Origin of the sequence: Dyella lutea, assembly GCF_024158035.1 — a bacterium.
In the GTDB taxonomy this organism is placed as follows: domain Bacteria; phylum Pseudomonadota; class Gammaproteobacteria; order Xanthomonadales; family Rhodanobacteraceae; genus Dyella_A; species Dyella_A lutea.
In genome coordinates, this window is the sequence record NZ_JAMZEK010000003.1 from 262,982 (window position 1) to 286,633 (window position 23,652).

General features: G+C 67.1%; 20 protein-coding genes and 3 pseudogenes. 16 read left to right on the forward strand and 7 right to left on the reverse strand.

Features of this window, described 5'->3' with window-relative positions; genetic code table 11:
- The first annotated feature begins 12 nt into the window (after nucleotides 1-12).
- The 8 genes from NC595_RS13430 (at nucleotide 13) to NC595_RS13465 (ending at nucleotide 5,596) form a co-directional block, all read left to right on the forward strand.
- Nucleotides 13-624, forward strand: coding sequence for a hypothetical protein (locus NC595_RS13430; protein ID WP_253567239.1), 612 nt, complete (start codon nucleotides 13-15; stop codon nucleotides 622-624).
- 28 nt (nucleotides 625-652) lie between these two features.
- The gene (locus NC595_RS13435; RefSeq protein WP_253567241.1) at nucleotides 653-1,291 is read left to right on the forward strand and encodes a hypothetical protein; all 639 of its coding nucleotides are present in this window, start codon (nucleotides 653-655) and stop codon (nucleotides 1,289-1,291) included.
- A gap of 31 nt (nucleotides 1,292-1,322) precedes the next feature.
- Nucleotides 1,323-1,745 (forward strand): RES domain-containing protein, encoded by a 423-nt coding sequence (locus NC595_RS13440; RefSeq protein ID WP_253567243.1) that lies wholly within the window; start codon nucleotides 1,323-1,325, stop codon nucleotides 1,743-1,745.
- A 381-nt stretch (nucleotides 1,746-2,126) separates the two neighbouring features.
- Nucleotides 2,127-2,807: an XAC0095 family protein gene (locus tag NC595_RS13445; RefSeq protein WP_253567246.1), complete on the forward strand. Its 681-nt coding sequence runs from the start codon at nucleotides 2,127-2,129 to the stop codon at nucleotides 2,805-2,807.
- A gap of 163 nt (nucleotides 2,808-2,970) precedes the next feature.
- Complete coding sequence (locus tag NC595_RS13450) at nucleotides 2,971-3,129, forward strand: hypothetical protein (protein ID WP_253567248.1); 159 nt, start codon at nucleotides 2,971-2,973, stop codon at nucleotides 3,127-3,129.
- Between the two features lie 102 nt (nucleotides 3,130-3,231).
- A complete protein-coding gene (locus NC595_RS13455; RefSeq protein ID WP_253567250.1) occupies nucleotides 3,232-3,627 on the forward strand; it encodes a response regulator in 396 nt (131 codons plus the stop codon).
- 101 nt (nucleotides 3,628-3,728) lie between these two features.
- A complete protein-coding gene (locus NC595_RS13460; protein WP_253567252.1) occupies nucleotides 3,729-5,144 on the forward strand; it encodes a cryptochrome/photolyase family protein in 1,416 nt (471 codons plus the stop codon).
- A gap of 191 nt (nucleotides 5,145-5,335) precedes the next feature.
- Nucleotides 5,336-5,596: a hypothetical protein gene (locus NC595_RS13465; RefSeq protein WP_253567254.1), complete on the forward strand. Its 261-nt coding sequence runs from the start codon at nucleotides 5,336-5,338 to the stop codon at nucleotides 5,594-5,596.
- Between the two features lie 86 nt (nucleotides 5,597-5,682).
- Here the strand turns inward: NC595_RS13465 and NC595_RS13470 are convergent, their stop codons facing one another.
- Genes NC595_RS13470 through NC595_RS13480 form a run of 3 tightly spaced genes read right to left on the reverse strand, consistent with a single transcriptional unit; the run spans nucleotide 5,683 to nucleotide 9,829 of the window.
- The gene (locus tag NC595_RS13470; RefSeq protein ID WP_253567256.1) at nucleotides 5,683-6,864 is read right to left on the reverse strand and encodes a cation:proton antiporter; all 1,182 of its coding nucleotides are present in this window, start codon (nucleotides 6,862-6,864) and stop codon (nucleotides 5,683-5,685) included.
- A gap of 55 nt (nucleotides 6,865-6,919) precedes the next feature.
- Nucleotides 6,920-8,311: a sodium:proton antiporter NhaD gene (gene nhaD / locus NC595_RS13475; protein ID WP_253567258.1), complete on the reverse strand. Its 1,392-nt coding sequence runs from the start codon at nucleotides 8,309-8,311 to the stop codon at nucleotides 6,920-6,922.
- A 48-nt stretch (nucleotides 8,312-8,359) separates the two neighbouring features.
- Nucleotides 8,360-9,829, reverse strand: a complete 1,470-nt coding sequence (locus NC595_RS13480) for an MFS transporter (RefSeq protein ID WP_253567263.1) — start codon at nucleotides 9,827-9,829, stop codon at nucleotides 8,360-8,362.
- Nucleotides 9,830-9,966: 137 nt separating this feature from the next.
- Between NC595_RS13480 and ligA the strand changes: the two genes are divergently transcribed.
- The 7 genes and pseudogenes from ligA (at nucleotide 9,967) to NC595_RS13515 (ending at nucleotide 17,371) form a co-directional block, all read left to right on the forward strand.
- The gene (gene ligA / locus NC595_RS13485) at nucleotides 9,967-12,351 is read left to right on the forward strand and encodes an NAD-dependent DNA ligase LigA (RefSeq protein WP_253567264.1); all 2,385 of its coding nucleotides are present in this window, start codon (nucleotides 9,967-9,969) and stop codon (nucleotides 12,349-12,351) included.
- A complete protein-coding gene (locus tag NC595_RS13490) occupies nucleotides 12,348-12,740 on the forward strand; it encodes a VOC family protein (RefSeq protein WP_253567265.1) in 393 nt (130 codons plus the stop codon). Before ligA ends, NC595_RS13490 begins: the two co-directional genes overlap by 4 nt.
- A gap of 89 nt (nucleotides 12,741-12,829) precedes the next feature.
- Nucleotides 12,830-13,153 (forward strand): annotated as a pseudogene (locus NC595_RS20485) (endonuclease domain-containing protein); the annotation flags it as partial.
- 177 nt (nucleotides 13,154-13,330) lie between these two features.
- Nucleotides 13,331-13,654 (forward strand): annotated as a pseudogene (locus tag NC595_RS20490) (endonuclease domain-containing protein); the annotation flags it as partial.
- Nucleotides 13,655-13,831: 177 nt separating this feature from the next.
- A pseudogene (locus tag NC595_RS13505) lies at nucleotides 13,832-14,125 on the forward strand (endonuclease domain-containing protein); the annotation flags it as partial.
- Between the two features lie 123 nt (nucleotides 14,126-14,248).
- The gene (gene epmA / locus NC595_RS13510) at nucleotides 14,249-15,256 is read left to right on the forward strand and encodes an EF-P lysine aminoacylase EpmA (protein ID WP_256489375.1); all 1,008 of its coding nucleotides are present in this window, start codon (nucleotides 14,249-14,251) and stop codon (nucleotides 15,254-15,256) included.
- A 117-nt stretch (nucleotides 15,257-15,373) separates the two neighbouring features.
- Complete coding sequence (locus tag NC595_RS13515; protein WP_253567266.1) at nucleotides 15,374-17,371, forward strand: alpha/beta hydrolase family protein; 1,998 nt, start codon at nucleotides 15,374-15,376, stop codon at nucleotides 17,369-17,371.
- A 48-nt stretch (nucleotides 17,372-17,419) separates the two neighbouring features.
- Here NC595_RS13515 and NC595_RS13520 read toward each other — a convergent pair whose 3' ends face one another.
- Nucleotides 17,420-18,682: a DUF4785 domain-containing protein gene (locus tag NC595_RS13520; protein WP_253567268.1), complete on the reverse strand. Its 1,263-nt coding sequence runs from the start codon at nucleotides 18,680-18,682 to the stop codon at nucleotides 17,420-17,422.
- Nucleotides 18,683-18,687: 5 nt separating this feature from the next.
- Nucleotides 18,688-19,536, reverse strand: coding sequence for a hypothetical protein (locus tag NC595_RS13525; protein ID WP_253568334.1), 849 nt, complete (start codon nucleotides 19,534-19,536; stop codon nucleotides 18,688-18,690).
- Nucleotides 19,537-19,839: 303 nt separating this feature from the next.
- On the opposite strand from NC595_RS13525, the gene NC595_RS13530 reads away from it, so the two are divergent.
- Entirely contained in the window at nucleotides 19,840-21,156 is a 1,317-nt protein-coding gene (locus NC595_RS13530; protein ID WP_253567269.1) for an MFS transporter, read from the forward strand.
- 291 nt (nucleotides 21,157-21,447) lie between these two features.
- Here NC595_RS13530 and NC595_RS13535 read toward each other — a convergent pair whose 3' ends face one another.
- Nucleotides 21,448-22,134, reverse strand: coding sequence for a DUF2461 domain-containing protein (locus NC595_RS13535; protein ID WP_253567270.1), 687 nt, complete (start codon nucleotides 22,132-22,134; stop codon nucleotides 21,448-21,450).
- Between the two features lie 11 nt (nucleotides 22,135-22,145).
- Entirely contained in the window at nucleotides 22,146-23,591 is a 1,446-nt protein-coding gene (sbcB, locus tag NC595_RS13540) for an exodeoxyribonuclease I (RefSeq protein ID WP_253567272.1), read from the reverse strand.
- Nucleotides 23,592-23,652 lie beyond the last annotated feature (61 nt).

Genomic DNA, 23,652 nt, shown 5'->3' on the forward strand with positions numbered 1-23,652 from the left:
CGGGCTACAAACATGAGTGATGGGGCGAAGTTCGAAAGTCTTCTTGACCGCGAGTTTCGCTGGCCTCGCAAAGGGGACAGGGCGTTCATCCAGTCTACAAGCCGACCACAAAACGCCCTTATCGAGCCATACGCGCACAGTCGTTTGGTGATGATGATGGCTGGATATAAGAAAGCGGCAGACTTGATGGTCGAGCGTGGAGAAGCTGATCGATTCGACCGCGATGAACTGGTCTACCCCATTATTTTCAACTATCGCCAATTTATTGAGCTATCCCTCAAGTATCTCATTGCAACGTATGGCTCCACTGTCGGCGTTGAAGCAATTTGGAATAAGCATGACCTCGATGTACTCTGGAAGGCTTTTACTAAGTTACTGGATGGTTACGGTTGCAAGGATGTAGAAGAGACAGATCCTGTCGTTGCTGAGATCATTGCGGAATTTTCCAAGGTTGATCCCGCATCGTTCTCCTATCGATACCCTGTGGATACCAAGGGAAATCCCATCCCGCTTGCTTATGAGGAGCTTGATTTGACGGCGTTGGCCGACGTGATGAAAGCCCTTGAAGGTTATTTCAACGGATGCGACGGCTACTTTGATTCCTTACAGGGCGCCGAATCTTAGAGTTTAGGCCATCCTGAGGGGAGGGGTGATGATGGAAGGCGGAAGACGCTTAACCGAGGAAGAGTTAGCTGAGATCGGCAACCACGTGAACCTTACTCACGGCAGGCTAGGGGAGTGTTATTCCGCTTTCATGCTGCTCAAAGAGATCGAACGCACTCGCGAAGTGTCGCCGTTCATGATGGACCCTAACACTCGATATGGTGACTTTTGGCGCGAGGTTCGCCACTGCGCTATTTCAAAAGCGATCATCGATATAGGCGCATTGGTGGACAAGAGAAAGGACGTAGCCTCGCTCTGCTCGCTATATCGACTATGCGTGAAAATTCACTCGACACATTGCATCCAGGCAAAACATTGCATCGACGAAGTGCGCGATACGTGGGAAAAGTATCGACATAAATTGATTGGGCACAACGATGCGAGTCGAGACGTGGTGATGATCGAATTTTCTAACGAAGGTTTTACAATTGAGCGTATGGAGGAAGAAATTGGCAAGCTCGGCTTTGCATTCAATGTGCTGTTTGCAGTGTTCTACGGACAGATCCCGCCGCGTTTCGAGGATGGCTTGTCGCAAGATGCGCATTTCATAACCGTCGGTGAGAAAGTCCGATTTGATACTCGGTCGTTCTTGGACGCTATCGCTCAGCATTTGCCGCAGATGGGTTAACGAGTTTTTGCAGCATCCGGATATGCCGCCGATGCTGGATCAAGAAAGGCTTGAATGTGCCCAGGCCGTCGCTGACTTTCTGGCCACACATCCTCGTCTGAGTCTCGACGGCATCCTGTTCAAGTCAGTCCAACACGATGGAGGGCAGGCGGATGCGGGACGCAACGTGGTGCTCTTTAACAAAGCCTCTCGTGTTGAGGGTTCTGGACGAGGGGCTGATGGGGGCGTTGAGCGCGTCTCCCTATTCGAGTTCGATGAGGACGGGGACTACTGGTTTCCCAGCATCACCTTGAAGAAGCCGGAGGACATCGAGCCTGAGGGAGCCATGCAGATGGAAGCTGATACTCGGGAGGTGGCGTTGCAGATGCACCTAGGCGAACTGCAAGTCAGTGCGGTCAAGAGTGCGGAGTATCGGACCGACGATGAGAAGGTCCGTGTATCACGGCCCCGATGACGATGGACATTGCAATAATTGGGACGTGGCTAATTAAATTCGTTCGTAGGCTGGTTGAACACAACTTAGGCCGCCTTACCACGCGTTACCTTTTGCAGGCTGATCGCGATGCATACTCGCCTTGACTCTGATCCACCCCGGTAGCAGACTCGATCCCAAGGAGCGTCGAAACTCCCCTTAGAGCGGTACCCACCTCCGTCAAACCGGTGGGTTTTTTGTGCCTGCATCTGTGGGTGCATCCGACGTAACACCTGCGTCGGGAGGGCGGCTAATACAACACCCGCAAGGGAAATACGCCCGCCGGCTCTAAGCGGTTTCGAACCTCCCGACTTCCCGTCGCCACCCTGGCGCACGGGTACTTCATGGAACGAGGAGGCAAGCATGTCGACCATCGATTCGGAAGATCGGAATGTCACCGGCTATTTTCTGCCGAAAGATACCCAGCTACGGCTGAAGCAGCTGCGCGAGTACGTGGGTTTCCTCACCAACCTGGCCCGACCTCGGCGGCCGGACGAAGACAGCGAGTGCTACAACGAGATTCGCCCGGGCGAGGTGGCGATCTGCTTTGAACTGATCGAGGAGCAGATAGGGTGGGTGCTGGACGAACTCTCCTATCCGGCGGAACGTGGCGAGGGAGCGTCGGAGGAAGCGCCCAAAGCCGAGACGGCTGCGGACTTCGACGAGACGGAGACGCCCACCGAGGCCGCGGACACCGCCGAACCCGCGGCGGCCAAGCGCTACAGCTACGGCCTCACCCTGGAGCAGCTCGACGACATGCAACTGCTGCTCAGCAGCCTGCGCGCGCTTGCCAACGTGGTCACCTGTGCCGACCACGCCGAGTACAACAAGGCGACGCTGTCGATCATGGGCGATGCCATCCATCGCGATGTGGAAAAGCTGCAGGGCATGCTCGATGCCGTCGACGACACGCAGCGGTTGAACCCGCGGCCAGCCCCGCGGCCCGGCGTGGAGGAGGAGCACGCCGCCTACCTCGCGCACCCGACGCACGTGCCGTTGGTCAGCAGTGCCTGCTTCGTGCGGGAGCACCCCACGTACCAGTAGCGGGATGCGGGCGGAGGGAGCGGCCTCAGGCTGACTTCCTCCGCCCCCGTGGGCGGCGGGGCGCGCCGCGGGGCAGGGAACACGGGGCCGAGTCTGGCCATTTGTCATCACCACGAAAGACGAGTTGCCCAAGCGGGCCGCATCTTTTTGCGGACTTTCCGACATGCGCACCGAAGCGGTGATCGATGCGGTGGGGCTGGCGGCGACGCTGGTGCTGGTGGCCGTGCTGCTGCTTGGGCTCTCCTGCTCGACCGGCGGCTATCTGGCCTGCACTCCGGCGTCGGTCGGTCTTGCTTCTTTTGTCTTGATCCGCGCCGGCTAGGATTTTTTCCTAGGTTGGAAATGGATTCTTCCGCTCGAGCGGCGCGCAGGTAGACTGTGGGGCTTATGCCGCATCTGCTGTAGGTGCGGGCTGGGGGAAGAGATGAGCGCCACCCGGGTGGTCCTGATCGTCGACGACGATCCTGCCGTGCTTGAGACCATGCGCATCCTGCTGGAGGGCAAGGGTGGGTTCGAGGTGTCTTGTGCGCTGGGCTCGCACGGGGCCAGGCATCTGATGTCGCGTCTTGATCGGTTGGACGTGCTGATTGCCGACGTGATCCTGGCGGGCGAGGCCACGGGCGTGGACATCTGCCATGAGGCGATGACGCGCCACCCCGAGGTGGCACTGGTGGTGATCTCGGCCGACCCCCGTGCGGAAGCGACGCTGTTGCCGGAAAGCAGCGTGTTCATCCGCAAGCCGTTCGGCGGCTACGAGTTGATGGCGGCGATCGACCAGGCCGCCCATCTCGCCCGGGAACGCCAGGCCCAGCCGGGCTGATCCCGCGTTGACGCGGCGGCACCGCTTCGGCGGTGCGCCGCCATGCATCTGGCTAACCGGGTTCCGCGTACGCTCTGGCTATTGCCTGCACCGGATGCCCCATGTCTCTTGCCATCGTCTGGCTGCGCCGCGACCTGCGCCTGGCCGACAACCCCGCCTTGCATGCCGCCTGCGCCGCTCACGAGCGCGTGCTGCCGGTGTACATCCACGCGCCGCAGGAAGACGGCGACTGGGCGCCGGGCGCGGCCAGCCGCTGGTGGCTGCATCACTCGCTTGAGGCCCTTCGCAGCTCGCTGCACACCCACCACGCCGAGCTGCATCTGCGTTCCGGCGACAGCCTCGGCGCGCTCACCGCACTGATCAAGGCGACCGGCGCCGAGGCGGTGTACTGGAACCGCCTGTACGAACCGGCCGCGATCGCGCGCGACACTCGCATCAAGCAGGCGCTGCGCGAGCAGGGCGTGGCCGCGCAGAGCTTCAACGCGGCGCTGTGGCGCGAGCCGTGGCAGGTGGAAACCAAGACGGGCGACCCGTACCGGGTGTTCACGCCGTTCTGGCGCAACCTGCGCACGTTGATCGACGACGCCGAACCGCTGCCGGTGCCACAGCCGTTGCGCGGAGCAACGGCTGAGGGCGGCGTATCGCTGGAGTCGCTGGAGCTGCTGCCGCGCATCCGCTGGGATGCCGGCATGGCCAAGGCGTGGACGCCCGGCGAGCGCGGCGCGCAGGAACTGCTGGAGCTGTTTGCCGACGACGCGGTGAACGACTACGCCGAAGGCCGCGACATCCCCTCGCGCCACGGCACCTCGCGGCTTTCGCCGCACCTGCACTTCGGCGAGATCTCGCCGCGCCAGGCACAGGCCGGCCTGCATGCGCTGCTGGCGAGGCGCACCGGCAAGCGGCCGGACGTGGAGCCGTTTTTGCGCGAGCTGGGCTGGCGCGAGTTCGCCCATCACCTGATGTTCCACTTCCCGGAAACGCACACCGCCAACTTCAACCCGAAGTTCGACGGCTTTCCCTGGGCCAAGGCCGACGACACGCTGATCGAGCGCTGGCAGCGCGGTCGCACCGGCATCCCGCTGGTGGACGCGGGCATGCGCGAGCTGTGGCACACCGGCTGGATGCACAATCGCGTGCGCATGGTGGTGGCCAGCTTCCTCACCAAGAACCTGCGCCAGCACTGGCACCACGGCGCGCGCTGGTTCTGGGACACGCTGGTGGACGCCGACCTGCCGAACAACTCGCTGGGCTGGCAGTGGGTGGCCGGCTGCGGCGCCGACGCCGCGCCGTATTTCCGCGTGTTCAACCCGGTCAGCCAGTCGCAGAAGTTCGACGCCAAGGGCGAGTACCTGGCGCGCTGGCTGCCCGAGCTGGCCGGCGCGGTACCGGCGCTGCGGCACGAGCCGTGGAAGGATCCGTCGCTGCTGCGCAAGTCCGGTTATCCGGCGCCGATGGTGGATCTGGGTGAATCGCGGGCGGCAGCATTGGCGGCTTACGGGGCGCTGCAGGGGCGTTGAGGTTACGGGACGGGGACCTGCCAGTAGTGCTTCATCGGCTCCGGGGATGGGGGCCGTCGGTGGATTTCGTCCCACCTGCGCGATGTTCAAGGAAACGGGAACATGCGGCTAACAGGTGACGGTCCAGATTGGACGGTGCTGGCAGGCACTTACTGTCACCCGACGATCCGGTTCGCGCTCGAGGATTCCCCATGACGACCCACACCACCCCGTTTGTCCATCCGAGCGAGCCGTCGCATCGCTGGTTCGGTGGCTTTCGCCGTCTGTTCGGGCGGCCCGAAGTCCCGGTCTCCAAGCCTTCCGATGCGCCGATGAGTCGTCGACACATGTTGCTCGCGCTACAGGAGTCGAAAAAGCGGGCCGAGCGTATCCGGCTGATGGAGACCCTGCAGCAGTCCAAACGCGACGCCCCACGGGGCTGGCGTCTCTTTCGCCACGTCGCCGGGAAGTAACGTCTGCCCCTCACACGGGCGCGTCGTCGGTGCCGCATGGGCTTCGGCGAAAATCTCCGCCGCGCAGCAGGGGAGAATGAGGGCGCTCAGGTTTCCGCGGTCGATCCACGCTTGAGCAGCATCGCCAGCACCGGCGGCGTGACCATCGCGGTGAGCAGCGACATCGCCACGATGATCGCGTAGACGCGCTCGTTGAACACGCCGGCGGCGAGGCCCAGGCTGGCGATCACCACACCGACTTCGCCGCGCGGCACCATGCCGAAACCGACGATGGCGGCGCTGCGCTTGCCCAGCGACAGCGCGCCGAGGAAGCCGCCGGCGAGCTTGGAGACGATCGCGATCACGGTGACGATGGCCAGCATCACCAGCGCGTCCACGCTGGCCAGCTCGGACAGGTTCACCTTGGCGCCGGTGATGACGAAGAAGAACGGGGTGAGGAACGAAAGCAGCGGCAGCGTCTTGTGTTCCAAGTCCTCGCGCTGGCGCGTCTCCGAGGCGATCATGCCGGCGAGGAAGGCACCGATGATCGCGGCCAGGCCGAAGCGCGTGGACAGCCAGGCCAGGCCCAGGCACAGCGCCAGCACCAGGGTCAGCGGAGAGTGCGGGCTGATCGGCTTTTCCAGCCAGCCGGAGCCGCGGCGCATCACCTTGGTGCCGCCCCAGCCGATGATCGCAACAAAGCCGATCGCGCCGGCCAGGGTGAGCAGCAGCGACTGCAGGTTGAGTTCGCCGCCGCCCTGCAGCGAGGACACCACGCCGAGCAGCAGCATGGCGAGGATGTCGTCGATCACCGCCGCGCCCAGGATCACCCTGCTTTCCACCCGCGACAGCACGCCCAGCTCCTGCAGCACGCGCGCGGTGATGCCGGCCGAGGTGGCGACGAACGCCGCGGCCACGAACAGCGACTTGATCCAGTCGAAGCCCTCGCCGTGCGCCCACAGCGCGCCAAGCCCGAACGGCACGATCACCCCGAGCACGCCGACCAGGAACGCGCTCTTGCCGACTTTCTTCAGGTCGTCGAGCCGCGTCTCCAGGCCGACGGAGAACAGCAGCAGCACCACGCCGACCTCGGCCAGCACGTCCAGCGGCGTGCCGGGAAGGATCTGCTCGGGGGTGAGCCAGCCCAGCGCGGAAGGGCCGACCACGCAACCGGCGGCGATCTCGCCGACCACGCCAGGCAGTTTCAGCCGCTGCGCGATTTCCGCGCCGATCTGCGCGGCGATGAAGATCACGAACAGGGTCAGCAGGATGTCGGCGGCGTGGTGCATGCGTCGGTCTCTCCCTGGAAACGCCGCCCATCCTACAGGGCAAAGACGACGATCTTCAGCCGTGGAACACGTGCCCGGCCAGCCACAGGTGCAGCACGATGCTGGCGACGTAGCCGAGCGCGATCGCCCAGGTCCAGCGCAGATGGCTCATGAAGGTGTACTGCCCGCGCGAGGCGCCCATCAGCGCCACGCCGGCGGCCGAGCCCACCGACAGCAGGCTGCCGCCGACGCCGGCGGTGAGGGTGATCAGCAGCCACTGCGCCTCGTCCATCGGCGGGTTCATCTTGAGCACCGCGAACATGATCGGGATGTTGTCCACCACCGCCGAGGTCACGCCCATGATCGCGTTCGCCAGCGTAAAGCCGAGGTTGCCGTAGAGCTGGTGCGAGGCCAGCTCCAGGTAGCCGAGCGCGGCCAGGCCGCCGACGCAGGCGAACACGCCGTAGAAGAACAGCAAAGTGTCCCACTCGGCGTTGGCGATGATGCGGAAGATGGAATAGGTCTGCGGCTCCTCGCCCTGCGCCAGCGCGTAGCGGCGCTGGTGACGGTCGATGCGCGTGGCCACCAGGTTGAGAAACGCCAGGCCGGTGAGCATGCCGTAGGCCGCCGGCATGCCCAGCCACTGGCGACCGATCACGGTGATGGCGATGGTCAGTGCGAAGGTGAGGCAGATGCCGATGCCGCCGGGCTTCAGCGAGTTGCCGCTGCCGGCCGAATCCGGCTGCCCCTTGGGCAGGGCGAAGGCCATCAGGATCGCCGGCACCAGCCAGTTCACCAGCGACGGCCCGAACAGCCGGAAGAAGTCGAAGAACCCGCTCTTGCCGGCCTGCCACACCATCAGCGTGGTGATGTCGCCGAACGCGCTCCAGGCGCCGCCGGCATTGGCGGCGACGACCAGGTTGATCATCGCCAGGGTGATGAAGCGCCGATTGCCGCCGGCCACGGCGAGGATCACCGCCGACATCACCAGCGCGGTGGTGAGGTTGTCCAGCACCGGCGAGAGGAAGAACGCGATCAGCCCGGTGATCCAGAACAGCGAGCGGTAGCCGAAGCCGCGCCGGATCAGCGTGTCGCGCAGCGCCTCGAACACGTTGCGCTCGCCCATCGCGGTGACGTAGGTCATCGCCACCACCAGGAAGAAGAAGATCTCCGCGTACTCGAGGAACATGCCCTCGAAGGCGGTGGCGGCCGGAGTGATGCCCTTGGCCGGATCACCGGTAACCCAGGCGATCATGCCCCAGATCAGCGCCGCGGCCAGCATCACCGGCTTGGACTTGGCGATGGACAGGTGCTCTTCGAAGATCACCGCGAGGTAGGCCAGCACGAACAGCATCAGCGCGACCACGCCGACCGGGTGGTCGGTGAGGTGGAAATTCACGTCCTGGGCCTCGGCTGCCGCGGCGGGAGCGCTGGCGAGCAGGGCGGCGAGGGCGAGGGTCCAGCGCATGCATGCGTTCCTTGGCGAATGGATCAGGCCAGGAAGATTACCAGCCCGCTATGGCCCGGCAGCGCCGTCGCGGGGTGCCACACCCGGATGATCGGGACGTAGCCGCAGGAAGATCGTCGCGGCCAGCGCGGTGACGGCGGCCAGCACCAGCACGGTGATGTGGAAGGCGGTCACGTAGGCATGCGCGGCATGGGCCTGCCGCCCCACGAACACCTCCATCAGCAGGGTGGCGAACGCGATGCCGAAGCTGATCGACAGGTACTGGGTGGTCGAGGCCATCGACGAGGCCATCGAGGCGTGGCGGATGTCCACGTCGGTGTAGGCCAGCGTGTTCATGGTGGTGTACTGCAGGCCGGTGAAGCAGCCGTAGACGTACACCAGCATCGCGATCAGCCAGGTCGACGTGCTGCCATCGACCCGCGAGAACAGGGCCAGCATCACCGCCACGGCCGTGGTATTGGCCAGCAGCAGCCGGCGGTAGCCCAGCCGCAGCAGCAGCCGGTTGACCACCCACTTGGAACTGATCGAACCCAGCGCCTGCGGCACCATCATCAGGCCGGCAAGGGTGGGCGACCAGCCGCAGCCGACCTGCAGGAACAGCACCAGCAGCAGGAACATGCCGCCGATGCCGAGCCGGGTGAACAGGTTGCCGACCAAGGCCACCGACAGGCTGCGCACCCGCAGCAGGGTGAGGTCCGCCACCGGGTGCTCGGTGCGCCGGCTGTGCCAGACGTAGGTGGCACCCAGCAGTGCGGCGAGCGCGATGCATGCGGCCACCAGCATCCAGTGGTGGATCTGCGCACCGGCCTGCTCGGAAGCGGTCAACAGCAGGGCCGACGCGGCAGCGAACAGCAGGAAACCGGCCGTGTCGAACGGACGTGCCTGCTCCAGCCGGTATTCGGGCATGTCGCGTTGGTTCATCCACAGTCCGGCCAGGCCCACCGGGACGTTGATCAGGAAGATCAGCCGCCAGCTGGTGAACTCCACCAGCAGGCCGCCGAGCAGCGGCCCGAGCACCGAGCCGAGCAGGCCGAAGGTGGCCACCGTGCTCATCGCCGGTACGTACTCGCGCTTGTCGATGGTGCGCACCAGCACGTAGCGGCCCACCGGCATCAACGAGGCGCCGCCGATGCCCTGGATCACGCGGGCGACCACCAGCTCGGGCAGGGTCTGCGAGATACCGCAAAGCAGGGAGCCGATGCCGAACACGGCGATCGCGGCGGCGAACACGCGGCGCGTGCCGAAGCGGTCGCACAGCCACGGGCTGGCGGGGATCAGCACGGCCAGGGTCAGCACGTAGCTGGTCAGCGCCGTGCGCATGCCAAGCGGCGTCACGCCCAGCGCCCCGGCCATGGCCGGCACCGCGGTGTTGACGATGGTGGAGTCCAGCGCCTGCATGAAGAAGGCGGCAGCAACCAGCCACAGCAGCCCGCGATAGCGGACACGCGACGATTCCGCGTCGGTCGCGGCAGGTGTGTCGGTCAGGGTGGCCGCGGACGTGGCGGGAGGCGGGGACATCGTTGCAATTATAGTTGCTATGGCAGGTATCCGGCGCGGGCGAGCGGGCGCCGGACCGCATCCACTTCATGTCGCGGTCAGCCGCCGGCGGCGGGTTCGCTACACTGCGCGCCTGCCTCGACACGCCAAGTTCCCGCATGACCGTTCCCCACGACATTGCCGCCCGCGCCGCCGCCCTGCGCGAACAGATCGAGCAGGCGAACTACCAGTACCACGTGCTGGACGACCCGACGATCCCGGACGCCGAGTACGACCGCCTGATGCGCGAACTGGAGGCGCTGGAGACGCAGTACCCGGCGCTGGCCACGTCGGACTCGCCGACCCGCAAGGTCGGCGCCCGCGCCACCGGCGGCTTTGCCGAGGTGCGCCATGCCATCCCGATGCTGTCGCTGGGCAACGCCTTCGGCGAAGAGGGCGACACCGACCGCGAGCGCTTCCATGAAGTGGCCGAGTTCGAACGACGCATCGAGCAGACGCTGGACCGCCGCGCCCCGGTGTTCTCGGTCGAGCCCAAGCTGGACGGCCTGGCGATCAGCCTGCGCTACGAGCACGGCGTGTTCGTGCAGGGCGCGACCCGCGGCGACGGCGAGACCGGCGAGGACGTCACCGCCAACCTGCGCACCGTGCGGGCGATTCCGCTGCGGCTGCGCGGCACGGACTGGCCGGAGGTGCTGGAGGTGCGCGGCGAGGTGATCATGCTGCGCAGGGACTTCGAAGCCTTCAACGAACACGCCCGCAGCCACGGCGAGAAGACCCTGGCCAATCCGCGCAACGGCGCGGCCGGCTCGTTGCGCCAGCTGGATCCGGCGATCACCCAGAAGCGCAAGCTGAGCTTCTTCGCCTACGCGGTGGGCGTGGTGGAGGGTGGCGAGCTGCCGCCCACGCATTCGCAGACACTGAAGAAGCTGCGCGAATGGGGCTTTCCGGTGTCACCGGAGGTATCCACAGCGAAGGGGTTCGACGGCCTGATCGCCTACTACCGCGCGATCGGCGCCAAGCGCGACGCGCTGCCGTACGACATCGACGGCGTGGTCTACAAGCTGGACGACTACGACGGCCAGCGCGTCATGGGCTTCGTCTCGCGCGCCCCGCGCTGGGCGATCGCGCACAAGTTCCCGGCGCAGGAGCAGATGACCCGGGTCGAGGCGATCGAGATCCAGATCGGCCGCACCGGCGCGGCCACCCCGGTGGCACGGCTGGCGCCGGTGCAGGTGGCCGGCGTGACGGTGACCAACGCCACGCTGCACAACGCCGACCAAGTCGCCCGGCTGGACGTGCGCGTTGGCGACATGGTGATCGTGCGTCGCGCCGGCGACGTGATTCCCGAGGTGGTGCGCGTGGTCGAGGAGCATCGGCCGGCACACACCCATCCCTGGCACATGCCGGCGCATTGCCCGGTGTGCGGTTCGGCGCTGGTGCGCGAGGAGGGTGCCGCGGCGTACCGCTGCTCCGGCGGGCTGTTCTGCGCCGCGCAGCGCAAGGAGGCACTGATCCATTTCGCCGCGCGGCGCGCGATGGACATCGACGGCCTGGGCGAGCGCTACGTGGACGCGCTGGTCGAGTTCGACATGGTGAAGACGCCGGCCGACCTCTACGCGCTGACCGTGGACGATTTCGTCGCCATGAAGCAGCGCGCCGACGAGCGCGACGGCACGGTTCCCGAGACCGTCAAGCAGGGCAAGATTGCCACCAAGTGGGCCGAGAACCTGGTCGAGGCGATCGACGCCAGCCGCACCACCACGCTGGCGCGCTTCCTGTTTGCGCTGGGCATCATGCATATCGGCGAAAGCACGGCCAAGACGCTGGCCGCCTGGCTGGGGCGGCTGGAATTCGTGCGCAGCATGCCGGCGCCGGTCCTGCGCGTGCTGCCGGACATCGGCGCCGAGGTGGCCGGTTCCATCGCGGCGTTCTTCGCGCAGCCGGGCAACCAGGCGGTGGTCGATGCGCTGCTGGCCGCCGGCGTGCATTTCACCGACGAAGGCGATCCCTCGCCGAAGCTGCGCGAGCGGCTGGACCTCGCCGTGCTGCTGGACATGGCCAACGTCTCCAAGCTCGGCCCGAAGAGCACCCAGCTGCTGGCCCAGCATTTCCCGACGCTCGCCGCCCTGACGCGCGCCGGCGCCGCGCACTGGATCGTCGCCGGCGTACCGCAGGCCGCGGCTACCAACCTGGAGGCGATGCTCGCCGACGAAGACCAGCATCGCGAACTGCTTCACGCCGAGCAGGCGATGCACCAACTGCTCGCCGCGCTGCCGGCCGCCGCGTCGGCCGAAGCCGCGCCACTGGACGGCCAGACCTTCGTGCTCACCGGCACCCTGCAGTCGCTGAGCCGCGATGAAGCGAAGGACCGACTCGAAGCGCTCGGCGCCAAGGTCTCCGGCTCGGTCTCGAAGAAGACCAGCGTGGTGGTAGCGGGCGAGGCGGCCGGGTCCAAACTGGACAAGGCCAACGAACTCGGCGTGCCGGTGTGGGACGAATCCCAACTGCTGGCGCTGCTGGCCGAGCACGGGGCCGCGCCGTGAGTCCGCCGACCCTGCGTGCGGCGCGCGCCTGCGCCGAGCTGGAGCACATCGCCACGCAATACCGCGAAGGCCTGGGCCTGCTCGAGCTCGGCCGCTTCGTCGACCACGAAGGCTTCGACGGCGTCATTCTGGGCGAACCGCAAGGGCCCTGGCATCTGGAGTTCGTCCACGTGCGGCACGAAGCGCCCCCGCCGCCGCCCCATCCGGAGCAGGCACTGGTGCTGTACCTGCCGGAGCGCCAGGTTTGGCTTGACCGCGTGGCGGCAATGGAACGGGCCGGCTTCGTCCACGTGCCCTCGGCCAATCCCTACTGGGATCGAGCCGGCCGCAGCTACGTCGACTGCGAAGGGGGACGTGTCATCTTGCAGCAGGCGGCGTGGCCGGCATGAGTTCGCTCCTGAAGTTTGACGAGCTTTTCGCTCCCTCTCCCCTGGCGCAGCCGGGGGAGAGGGTTGGGGTGAGGGGGGCTCTTTAATCCATGGAACGCGCCAAGACACTCCGCCATAACCCGACCGACGCCGAGCGCAAGCTCTGGACCCGCCTGCGCGCCGCCCAGCTTGGCGTGAAGTTCCGTCGCCAGCATCCGGTTGCCGGTTACTACGCGGACTTCTGCTGCGTCGAACATGCACTGATCGTGGAGCTGGATGGCGGCCAGCATGGTGAGGTCTCTGACGCCAAGCGCACTGCCGATCTCGAGCAGGCGGGCTTTCGCGTGCTGCGGTTCTGGAATGACGACGTGTTGCTGCACACGGACGATGTGCTTGAGGAGATCGTGCGGGTACTCAAGCAAGAGCGGCCCCCTCACCCCAACCCTCTCCCCCGGCGTCGCCGGGGGAGAGGGAGTTTGAGCGGGCGAGCTTTTTGCCCCCTCTCCCCTGGCTCAGCCGGGGGAGAGGGAGTGGTGGCCTGCGAGCTTTTTGCCCCCTCTCCCCTGGCGCAGCCGGGGGAGAGGGTTGGGGTGAGGGGGGCTCTTTAATCCATGGAACGCGCCAAGACACTCCGCCATAACCCGACCGACGCCGAGCGCAAGCTCTGGAACCGCCTGCGCGCCGCCCAGCTCGGCGTGAAGTTTCGTCGCCAGCATCCGGTTGCCGGTTACTACGCGGACTTCTGCTGCGTCGAACATGCACTGATCGTGGAACTGGACGGCGGCCAGCATGATGAGGTCTCTGACGCCAAGCGCACTGCCGATCTCGAGCAGGCGGGCTTTCGCGTGCTGCGGTTCTGGAATGACGATGTGTTGCTGCGCACGGACGATGTGCTTGAGGAGATCGTGCGGGTACTCAAGCAAGAGCGGCCCCCTCACCCCAACCCTCTCCCCCGGCGTCGCCGGGGGAGAGGGAGTGGTGGCCTGCGAGCTTTTTGCCCCCTCTCCCCTGGCGCAGCCGGGGGAGAGCGAGTGGTGGCCTGCGAGCTTTTGGCCCCCTCTCCCCTGGCGCAGCCGGGGGAGAGGGTTGGGGTGAGGGGGGCTCTTTAATCCATGGAACGCGCCAAGACACTCCGCCATAACCCGACCGACGCCGAGCGCAAGCTCTGGACCCGCCTGCGCGCCGCCCAGCTTGGCGTGAAGTTTCGTCGCCAGCATCCGGTTGCCGGTTACTACGCGGACTTCTGCTGCGTCGAACATGCGCTGATCGTGGAGCTGGACGGCGGTCAGCATGATGAGCCCTCCGACGCCAAGCGCACTGCCGATCTCGAGCAGGCGGGCTTTCGCGTGCTGCGGTTCTGGAATGACGATGTGTTGCTGCGCACGGACGATGTGCTTGAGGAGATCGTGCGGGTACTCAAGCAGGAGCGGCCCCCTCACCCCAGCGCTCTCCCCCGGCGTCGCCGGGGGAGAGGGAGCCAGAGGCTCGCCAGCTCGAACTCCTCCCCTGGCGCAGCCGGGGGAGAGAGCCTGCCCTCGACTCGATCGGAGGGCTGGGGTGAGGGGGCGCCTTTCGCTCTTTCAGCCACAAACCCACACGCCACCCTCCACCTGCGCGCCGCCGTCTACCGCCTCATCCGCCAGTTCTTCGACACTCGCGACGTGCTTGAGGTGGAGACGCCGATCCTCTCCGCCGCCGGCAACACCGACCCCAACATCGAGAGCTTCGTTACCCGCTTCACCGGCCACGTCGACGCCGGCGCGCCGCAGCGCTGGATGCGCACCTCGCCGGAGTTTCCGCTCAAGCGCCTGCTCGCCGCGGGCGTGGGCGACTGCTACGAACTGGGCCGCGTGTTCCGCAACGGCGAGGCCGGCGGGCGGCACAACCCCGAGTTCACCATGCTGGAGTGGTACCGCGTGGGCTGGGATCACCATCAACTGATGGCCGAAACCATCGAGCTGGTGCAGGACGCGCTCGCCCTCGTGGGTCGGCGCGCCGAAGTGGTGATCAGCGGCTATCGCCAGCTCTTCCTCGACGAGCTTGGTATCGACCCGCTGCACGATCCACTGGAAACCCTGCAGGCGCCGCTGCGCCAGTACGGCATCGACCCGGCCGGGCTGGAGCGCGACGACTGGCTCGACCTGCTGATCACGCACAAGTTGCAGCCGGCGTTTCCGCGCGATCGCATCACGGTGATCCACGACTACCCGGCCAGTCAGTGCGCGCTGGCGCGCATCCGCCCCGGCGAGCCGCCGCTGGCCGAGCGCTTCGAGCTTTACCTGGGGCGCTACGAGCTGGCCAACGGCTATCACGAATTGAACGACGCGTCCGAACAGGCGGCGCGATTCACCCGTGACAACGCCAGGCGCCGCGAACGCAGCCTGCCCGAGGTGCCCGTCGACGCGCGCCTGCTCGCCGTGCTCGACGCCATGCCCGACTGCGCCGGCGTGGCCCTGGGCGTCGAACGCCTGCTGATGTGCCTGGCCGGCACCGACGGGATTGCCGACGTGCTGGCGTTTCCGTTCGCCGAAGCCTGACGCCGGGTATCGCTATACTGAGCCAGGCCGAAGTCTGTCCGTGACGCGGGGGCGATTCACGAGCGGGCGGTAGCGGAAGCGAGCCGCCTCGACCAGATGATCAGGGGGATTGCCAAGATGCTTCAACGTTTTCGCGCGGCGTGCCTGGCCGGTACGCTGCTTTTCGTCGCCGCATCCGGCGGCGTAGTGACCGCGGCTGACGCGCCGCTTCCGGTGTCCGATTTTGCCCGCATGGGCACTCTCGGCCACCCAGCCATGTCGCCGGACGGGCAATACCTGGCGCTATCGCTGCACAATGAAAAGGCCAAATGGGGCGAGCCGGACTATCAGCTGGTGGTCCTTCACCTGCCGGACCTGAAATACGTCAGCCGGCTCGACATGGTGCGCAACTACCAGCCGGCCCAGATCATCTGGGTCAACGACACCCGCATGGTCGTGCCGCTGGCCTACACCACCAGTGCGCTGGAGGCTCCCCAGGGCACCGGCGACATCATCGCGGTGGACTTCGACGGCAGCCACAAGCAGACCCTCTACAGCCTGCGTAATCGCGGCAAGCTGGGCTCCGGGCCGCACTCGCTGGACATGCCTCGTGGATTTCCGGCGGTCGTCGGCGTGCCCTATCCGCGGAACGGCCACGTCTACCTTTCACTCGGCCTGATTCCCGAGCACAACGCGGCGGGTGACTGGGACAGTCACCGCAGCCAGGTCTACGACGTCGACTCGGTGAGCGGCAAGCCGACCCTGATGGGCGACATCGACCACGGCAGCATGTCTTTCGTGGTGCACGGCGGCGTAGCGAGGCTTGCCTACGGATCGCGTGACGCACACACCACGGACGTCTACATGCGCGCCGATGCGAAGGCGCCCTGGACGAAGATTTCCGATGCCGTCACCGGCAAGCAGATGACACCGCTGCGCATAAGCCGCGACGGCAGCACCCTCTGGTCCCTGTACAGCGACCATGGCGGCCCGATGATGCTGGTGTCGAGCAAGCTCGACGGTACCGACCGCAAGGTGCTGGCGCACGATGATTTCGCTTCCGTGGCCGACGTGCAGTGGGACGTGACCAGCGGCAAACCCTACGCCGTGCTGTTCGAGACGGGCAGGCCGCATCTGGCCTATCTGGACGACAGCGTCGACGCGCAGGTGTCCAAGGCGCTGAACGCGAAATTCGCCGATCACCTGGTGATGCTCGGCGGTTCGGACGATGCCGGCAAGCGGATGCTGGTGTTCGCGCAGAGCGACCGCGACCCGGGCAGCCTGGCGCTGTTCGATACCACCGGGATGAACCTGCAGCCGTTGTTCCAGGTGGAGCCGTGGATCCACGCCGAGCGGATGGCCGAACGCCGCCCGTTCCGCTTCAAGGCCAGCGACGGCATGGAGCTGGAGGGCTACCTGACGCTGCCGCACGGTTCGTCCGGCAAGAACCTGCCGACCGTATTGCTGCCGCACGGTGGCCCGATCGGCATCCGCGACGGCTGGACCTATGACACCGATGCCCAGTTCCTCGCCAACCGCGGCTATGCGGTGGTGCAGGTGAATTACCGTGGCTCGGCCGGCCGCGGCCCCGGCTTCGAGATGGCCGGCTACAAGCATTTCGGTGACCGCATCCAGCAGGATCTGCTTGAAGGCCTGCACTGGGCGATCGATCAGGGCTACTCCGACAAGAACCGTGTCTGCGTCTACGGCGGCAGCTTCGGCGGCTATTCCTCGCTGATGCAGCCGATCATCGCACCGGGCCAGTACAAGTGCGCCATCGACTACGCCGGCGTGTCGGACTGGAGCATCGGCTTCGAGCGCAGCGACACCTCGCACGTGAGCGTGGGCCGCGCCTATTTTGCCGAGGCGATCGGCGACGAGGCCGCGGCCAAGGCGATCTCGCCGCTGTACCAGCTGGACAAGTTCAACGTGCCGGTGCTGATCGCCCACGGCGAGGACGATCCCCGCGTGCCTTACCAGAACGCCACCCGGCTGCGCGATGCGCTGGACAAGGCCGGCAAGCCCTACGAGTGGCTGAGCAAGCCGAAGGAAGGTCACGGGTTCTATGCGGTGGACAACCGCGAGGACCTGTACCGCCACATGGAGGCCTTCCTGGCCAAATACCTCGGTCAGTGATCGTGACCGATGCCGCGGGCCGTTGCGGCCCGCGGCATCGTCTCCTGCTTACGGGCGATCGAAACGCAGCGCCAGCGCGCGGCGCTCGACCAGGCTGATCGCCGGCTGGTCCTGCAGGCGCAGGTCGCGCAGTTCGTACGGCGCGCCGATGCCCGCGATGCTCGACGGTTCGAAGTGCAGCACGAGCTGACGCTCGCCGGGCGTCAGCCAGGCGGCCGACTGGGCGAACGCGCCCGGCACCGTGCGGCCCTTCGCATCGCGTCCATAGAGCACGCCGGAGACCGCGAAGCGGCTGGCGCTGTCCACCGTGACGCCGAGCGCGATGTCGATGCCGTGGTGACCGGCGCGATGGGTGTCGGCGGTGCCGCTCAGCTTCGCATCCGGGGTGGCCACGGCGAACACGCTGGTGGTGTCGCGACGCACCGCATGGCCCTGGCCATCGTCGCCGATGGTGAAGCTGTGCAGCTCCCACAGGCCGGGCGTACTGCTCGGCTGCACCGGCGCCACGTCGGTGCTGAAGCTGCCGTCCGTGTTGGCGCGATAGTCGAGCAGGGTGGTGCTGCCGTCCGGCGCGCGCAGGAAGCCGCCGACCGCCTGCAGTGGCCGCTGGCGGTCGCCGTCCTTCATCGTCACGTCCAGGTGCAGGCGCTGGCCCAGCAGCAGGTCGTCGCGGTCGGCCCTGGCGGTCACCGTGAACGGGCTCTTTGGCTCGAACACATGCACCACGTAGCGGCCGCTGGCGTTCGGCGCCTGCAGGGTCACCGGGCCCGCGCCCAGTTCGGGACGCAACTGCATCACCAGCGAGGCATCCGGCACGGCCATGCCGGCGGCACGCAGCGAGGCCACGTCGCCGACCGTGCTGGCCGCGCGGTCACCGGCGAGGGTCTGGCCGTTCATGCGGAAGGTCACGCCGGTGGCGTCGAGTCGCCCGCCCCTGGGGTCGCTGGGGCTGATCCGGATCACCGCGCCGGGAGCGGACAGTGGCAGGTCGACGCCGCGTTGCATCTCGGTGGCCGAGACATCGGTCCAGTACTCGCGACTGGCGCGGGCGAACGGTTGCGGCACCGGGTTCACCGGGGCGTCGGCGGGTAGGGCCCAGCTCACGCTGACTGGCTGGTGCTCGGCGTGCGGGCGCGGGATGTCCACGCCGGCGAGGGCGGCCGCCGTGGCGGAGGCCGGCGCGGGAGCGGCCTGCAGGGCGACCGGCACCATGTCGGTCGGTGTGGCGGGCAGCAGCGTATGCGTGCCGGCAAAGGCGGAGGTGGCGAAAAGGCCGGCGAGGACGCCGGCGGCAAGGATCCGTCGGTTCATCGCGATCACCCCTTCAGGTCGTTGGCGAGGATGGAGGGCAGGCCGAAGCAGGCGCGCCGGCTCTGGTTGTGGTTCAGCACCTGGCCGCCGCTGGTACGCGTCCTGTCCTTGAACCAGAGCGTGCCGGCGGCCTGCGCGCTGGAGCACTCGATGAAGCCGTCGGAGCAACTGCTCAGCCAGTTCTGGGTGATCTCCAGGCCCACGCTCTGGGTGTAGCCGCCGCAGTAGGCCTGGCTGGACCACACCGCCGACACCACGTCGGTGCCGACCACGTCGCGGAACGGCACCGGCAGGGCGGGACGTCCGGAGGTACCGAGCAGGTACTGCTGGTTGTAGGTGGCCATCCAGCCGACCTGCTGCTGCCGCACCGCGTCGGTCTTGTAGCCGAGCAGCCAGCCCAGCGAGGTTTCGAACACGTTGCCGGCGATCGCCGCGTCGGCCAGCGGCGTGCCGGCGCTGGACGGTGCGATCGCGTCCACCTTGACGATGCGCTGGATGATCGCCGGGTAGCGCGCATCATAGGTGGGGTTGGACAGGATCCAGCGCATCACGTTGCCGCCGTTGGAGTGGGTGATGACGATCAGGCGGTCGATGTTGCGGTTCTGGATGAAGCTGGTGAGCTGGCCGGCGAGGCAGCCGGCCGCGCGGTCGTCCCACATGTATTGGTCGAAGTCGCAGTTCACCACCAGCAGGTTGTTCGGATCGGCCAGGCCCTTGCGGATGCCCTCGACCATGTCCGACTGCCAGTAATCGTTGTAGGCATCGGTCTGCTTTCCGGTGCCGTGCACCAGCGCCACTCCGGTGGCGGCCTGTACCCCTGCACTGGCCAGTGCCAGCGCCCCTGTCAGCATCATGCGTTTCACGTCGTCTCTCCCTCTCGATGCGGCCGTGCGGCCGCGCGTGGGATCGCCTGCGGACGCAGGCACGGGCGAGACAAACCATCCGTGGCTTGCGGCAGGTCGACCATGGCATGTGGCGCCTCCCCCGAGGGCACCGACTGCCGCCGCGGCTTCTCCGGAAGACCATGCGGCGGCGCATGGACGCTAGCAGCCTTGCCGGGCGCGGGTCTTGACGCATAGCCGCAGGAAGGTGCGGTGCGTCACAGCCTGCCGCTTCGGGTATGTTGGCGCGCCCGCCACGTCACGAGCCGCTTCCGCATGCGCAGCCCCGTTGCCGCCGTCCCGTCTCCCGCAACCGACCGCCTCGGTCGGTCCGACATCCGGACCCTGGCGCTGGCCGCGTTGGGTGGGGCACTGGAGTTCTACGACTTCGTCGTGTTCGTGTTCCTCGCACTGCCGTTGAGCGAGCTGTTCTTTCCGAAGGGCACCTCACCCTGGCTGGCGCAGCTGCAGGTGTACGGCATCTTCGCCGCCGGCTATCTGGCGCGGCCGCTGGGCGGCATCGTGATGGCGCACTATGGCGACCTGCTGGGACGCAAGCGGATGTTCACGCTGAGCGTGTTCCTGATGGCCTTGCCGACCCTGCTGATCGGCCTGCTGCCGGTATATGCGCAGATCGGCATCCTGGCGCCGGTGCTTCTGCTGGTGCTGCGCGTGCTGCAGGGTATCGCGGTGGGCGGCGAGGTGCCGGGCGCCTGGGTGTTCGTGGCCGAGCACGTGCCGGCGCGGCGCGTCGGCATCGCCTGTGCCAGCCTCACCAGCGGGCTCACGGTGGGCATCCTCATCGGTTCGCTGCTCACGGCGGCGATCCACGAGCGGATGACGCCCGCGCAATTGCTCGACTACGGCTGGCGGCTGCCGTTCCTGGCCGGCGGCGTGTTCGGTTTCATTGCGGTGTGGCTGCGCCGATGGCTGCGCGAGACGCCGGTGTTCGAGGCGATGCAGGCGCGCCGCGCGCTGGCCGACGAGCTGCCGCTCAAGCGCGTGCTGCGCGAGCATCGCGGCGCGGTGCTGCGCTCGATGGCGGTGACCTGGACGCTCACCGCGGCCATCGTGGTGGTGATCCTGATGACGCCGACCCTGGTGCAGGCGGTGTTCCACCTGCCGGCTGCCACGGCGTTCCTGGGCAACAGCCTGGCCTCGTTCGCGCTGGCGATCGGCTGCCTGGCGTTCGGTGCGGCCGCGGACCGCTTCGGCGTGGCGCGCACGCTGGCCGGCGGTGCGGTGCTGATGACGCTGGCGACGGGCGCGCTCTACCTCGATCTGCAGTGCGGCGCGGCGCATTTTCTGCCGCTGTACGCGCTGGCGGGTTTCACCGTGGGCGTGGTGGGGGTGGTGCCCACGGTGATGGTCGACGCGTTTCCTCCGGCGGTGCGCTTCAGCGGGCTGTCGTTCTCCTACAACGTGGCGTACGCCGTGTTCGGCGGCATCACGCCGCCGCTGATCGGTGCGCTGGTGAAAGGCCTGGGCTCACTGGCGCCGGCGTATTACGTGGCGCTGGCCGCGCTGGCGGCTGTGGGGGTTGCCATGGGTCTGCGGACAGGCGGCCGGGTCGCAGAAAAGCGTCGGGGCTGAAGCCCCTCCCACAACGCCCACCTCGCCCTTTGTAGGAGCGACTTCAGTCGCGATGCTCTGTAGCCCCTCCCACAAGGCACCCAGGCGCCTGGTCTCTGTGGGAGCGACTTCAGTCGCGACGTACTTCGCCAAGCTCGCCGATCACCTGCCGAAGGCTTGTAAGAGCTCCGGTTCCTGCGCAGCGAGCTTGCGGGAAAGCGTCGGGGCTGAAGCCCCTCCCACAACGCTCTTTATGGGAGCGACTTCAGTCGCGATGCTCTTCGGCAAGGCTGCCGGATCCGTCGCGGCTCGCTAGAACTCCAGCTCCTGCGCCGCGCACAGGTAGTCGTTGAGCGGGGCGATGTGGCGGTAAATGTCCACCAGCGTCGGCAGCAATTTCGGCGAGCAGGCCAGTGCCTCGTCGAAGCCCTGGCCCGCGGCGAAGTCCTTGCGCTTGAGGTCCTCGATCAGCTCATGGCCGGGATCGTAGCCGCGCGGTGGCCGGCTCAGCGACTCGCCCCAGAACTCGAAACGCTCACGGAAGGTCTTGCTCCGCGTGGCCTTCTTCCAGGCTGCGGGGTTGTCGGCGAGGAAAGCGCGGATGCGCTTGAGGTCGTCCGGCTCCGGGTGCCACATGCCGCCGCCGGCGAAGCAGTCGCCGGGCTGGATGTGCACATAGAACGAGGGCGCGGCGATCTCGTGCCGCCGCTCGTGGAAAAAGCGCGCGCCCTGCCAGGGCTTGTACGGCAGCTTGTTGTTCGAGAAGCGCGTGTCGCGATGGATGCGGAACAGCGAGCCGCCGTTCTTGCGGGCATCGGCGCGGTAGTGCGGGCTGATCTTCGTCAGCGGCGCCTGCATGTCGGCGATCAGGGTGAGGAAAGGCTCGCGCACGTGCTGCTCGTAGTCGGCCTTGTGGTCGAGGAACCACTCGCGGTTATTGTTGCGGTCCAGGGCCTTGAGGAAGCGGAAGGTCGCGGGCGAAAAGTAGGTGGTGGGCATTGGCGGATCGGTCAGGCGAGCGGTTGGAGTTCGTCGGCGAGCTGGCGGCCCCAGGCTTCGAGCTGGTCGAGCAGGGGACGTCGCTCCGCCAGCGCGGGATCGTGCCGCATCTGCTCGAGGCGGGTGAAGTATTCGTCCAGGGTGAGGCCGGTCAACGGGGTGCGACGGGTCAGCCGGTCATGCCGGAAGGCTTGCCATCGATCCTGCTCCTCCACGCTTAGCGTCTGCGGCCAGTTGCGCGCGCGATAGCGGAACAACAGCTCGGTGTAGCGTGGGTCGCGGAAGGTGATGCCGGCCGCGGCCAGCGCCTCGGGCGGGGTGCCGCGTACCTCGGCGAGACGCCGTTTGTCCGCGTCCGGCAGGAAACCGTCGTACAGCGCCAGCTCGGGATCCTCCGCCGGAGGCATCGCAGCCGCCTGCTCGAACAGGCGCTGCACCTTGTCGCGCAGGCCAGCGGCGTCGCGTAGCGTGGTGGCGTGGGCGAGGCAGCGGTCGACGTCGAGCTGCAGCCGGTCCATGTCCGCACCCTTCAGAACCGACAGCGGTGCCACCGCCGGCGCACGGTTGGCGCGCACGGTGCGCAGGGCGATGCGCTCGACGCCCTCGGGCAGGTCGGCGCGGGCGGTGAACACGCGGTCGGCGATGTCCTCCACGTCCAGCGCGATCAGCTCGGCCGGATCGTGGCGCAGGTCGTAGACGATCACCTCGCCCGGTCGCGCCGGATGCAGCGCCAGCGGGGCGATCAGGGTCAGGCAGTGCTGGCTGGCCGGATAGCGCGAGGACACGTGCACCAGCGGCGTCATGCCGGCCACGTCGAGCAGTTCGAACACCCGCTGCTTGCGGCGCAGGGCGAAGTGCCAGTCCCACAGCCTGGGCTGGCGTACGCGCAGCAGGCGGGCCAGGTCGATCAGCGCATGCACGTCCGAGAGCGCGTCGTGGGCGCGCTCCTGCTGCAGGTGGTTGGCCCGGGCGAGGTGTTCGAGCTTGAAGCTGGGCGAGCCGTCGTCACGGGTCGGCCAGGCGATGCCCTCCGGCCGCAGCGCCTCGCACATGCGCACCAGGTCGATCAGGTCCCAGCGCGAGTTGCCGTTTTCCCACTCGCGACCGTAGGGATCGTAGAAGTTGCGGTACAGCAGTTGGCGTGTGACCTCGTCGTCGAAGCGCAGCGAGTTGTAGCCCACGCCGCAGGTGCCCGGTTCGGCCAGTTGCTCGTGCACGCGGGCGGCGAATTCGGCCTCGATCACGCCCTCGCGCTCGGCCTGCTGCGGCGTGATGCCGGTGATCAGGCAGGCTTCGGGGTGGGGCAGGGCGTCCGTGGGTGGCTTGCCGAAGAACATCACCGGCTCGCCGACGATCTCCAGTTCCATGGTGGTGCGGATGCCGGCGAACTGCACCGGCCGGTCCCGCCGGCTGTCCGCGCCGAAGGTTTCGTAGTCGTGCCAGAAGAAGGTCTGCATCGGGCGATCATCGCATGGGGCGGCGCGTGGCATGCCTGCTGCTAGAATCCGCAGCCCGGGA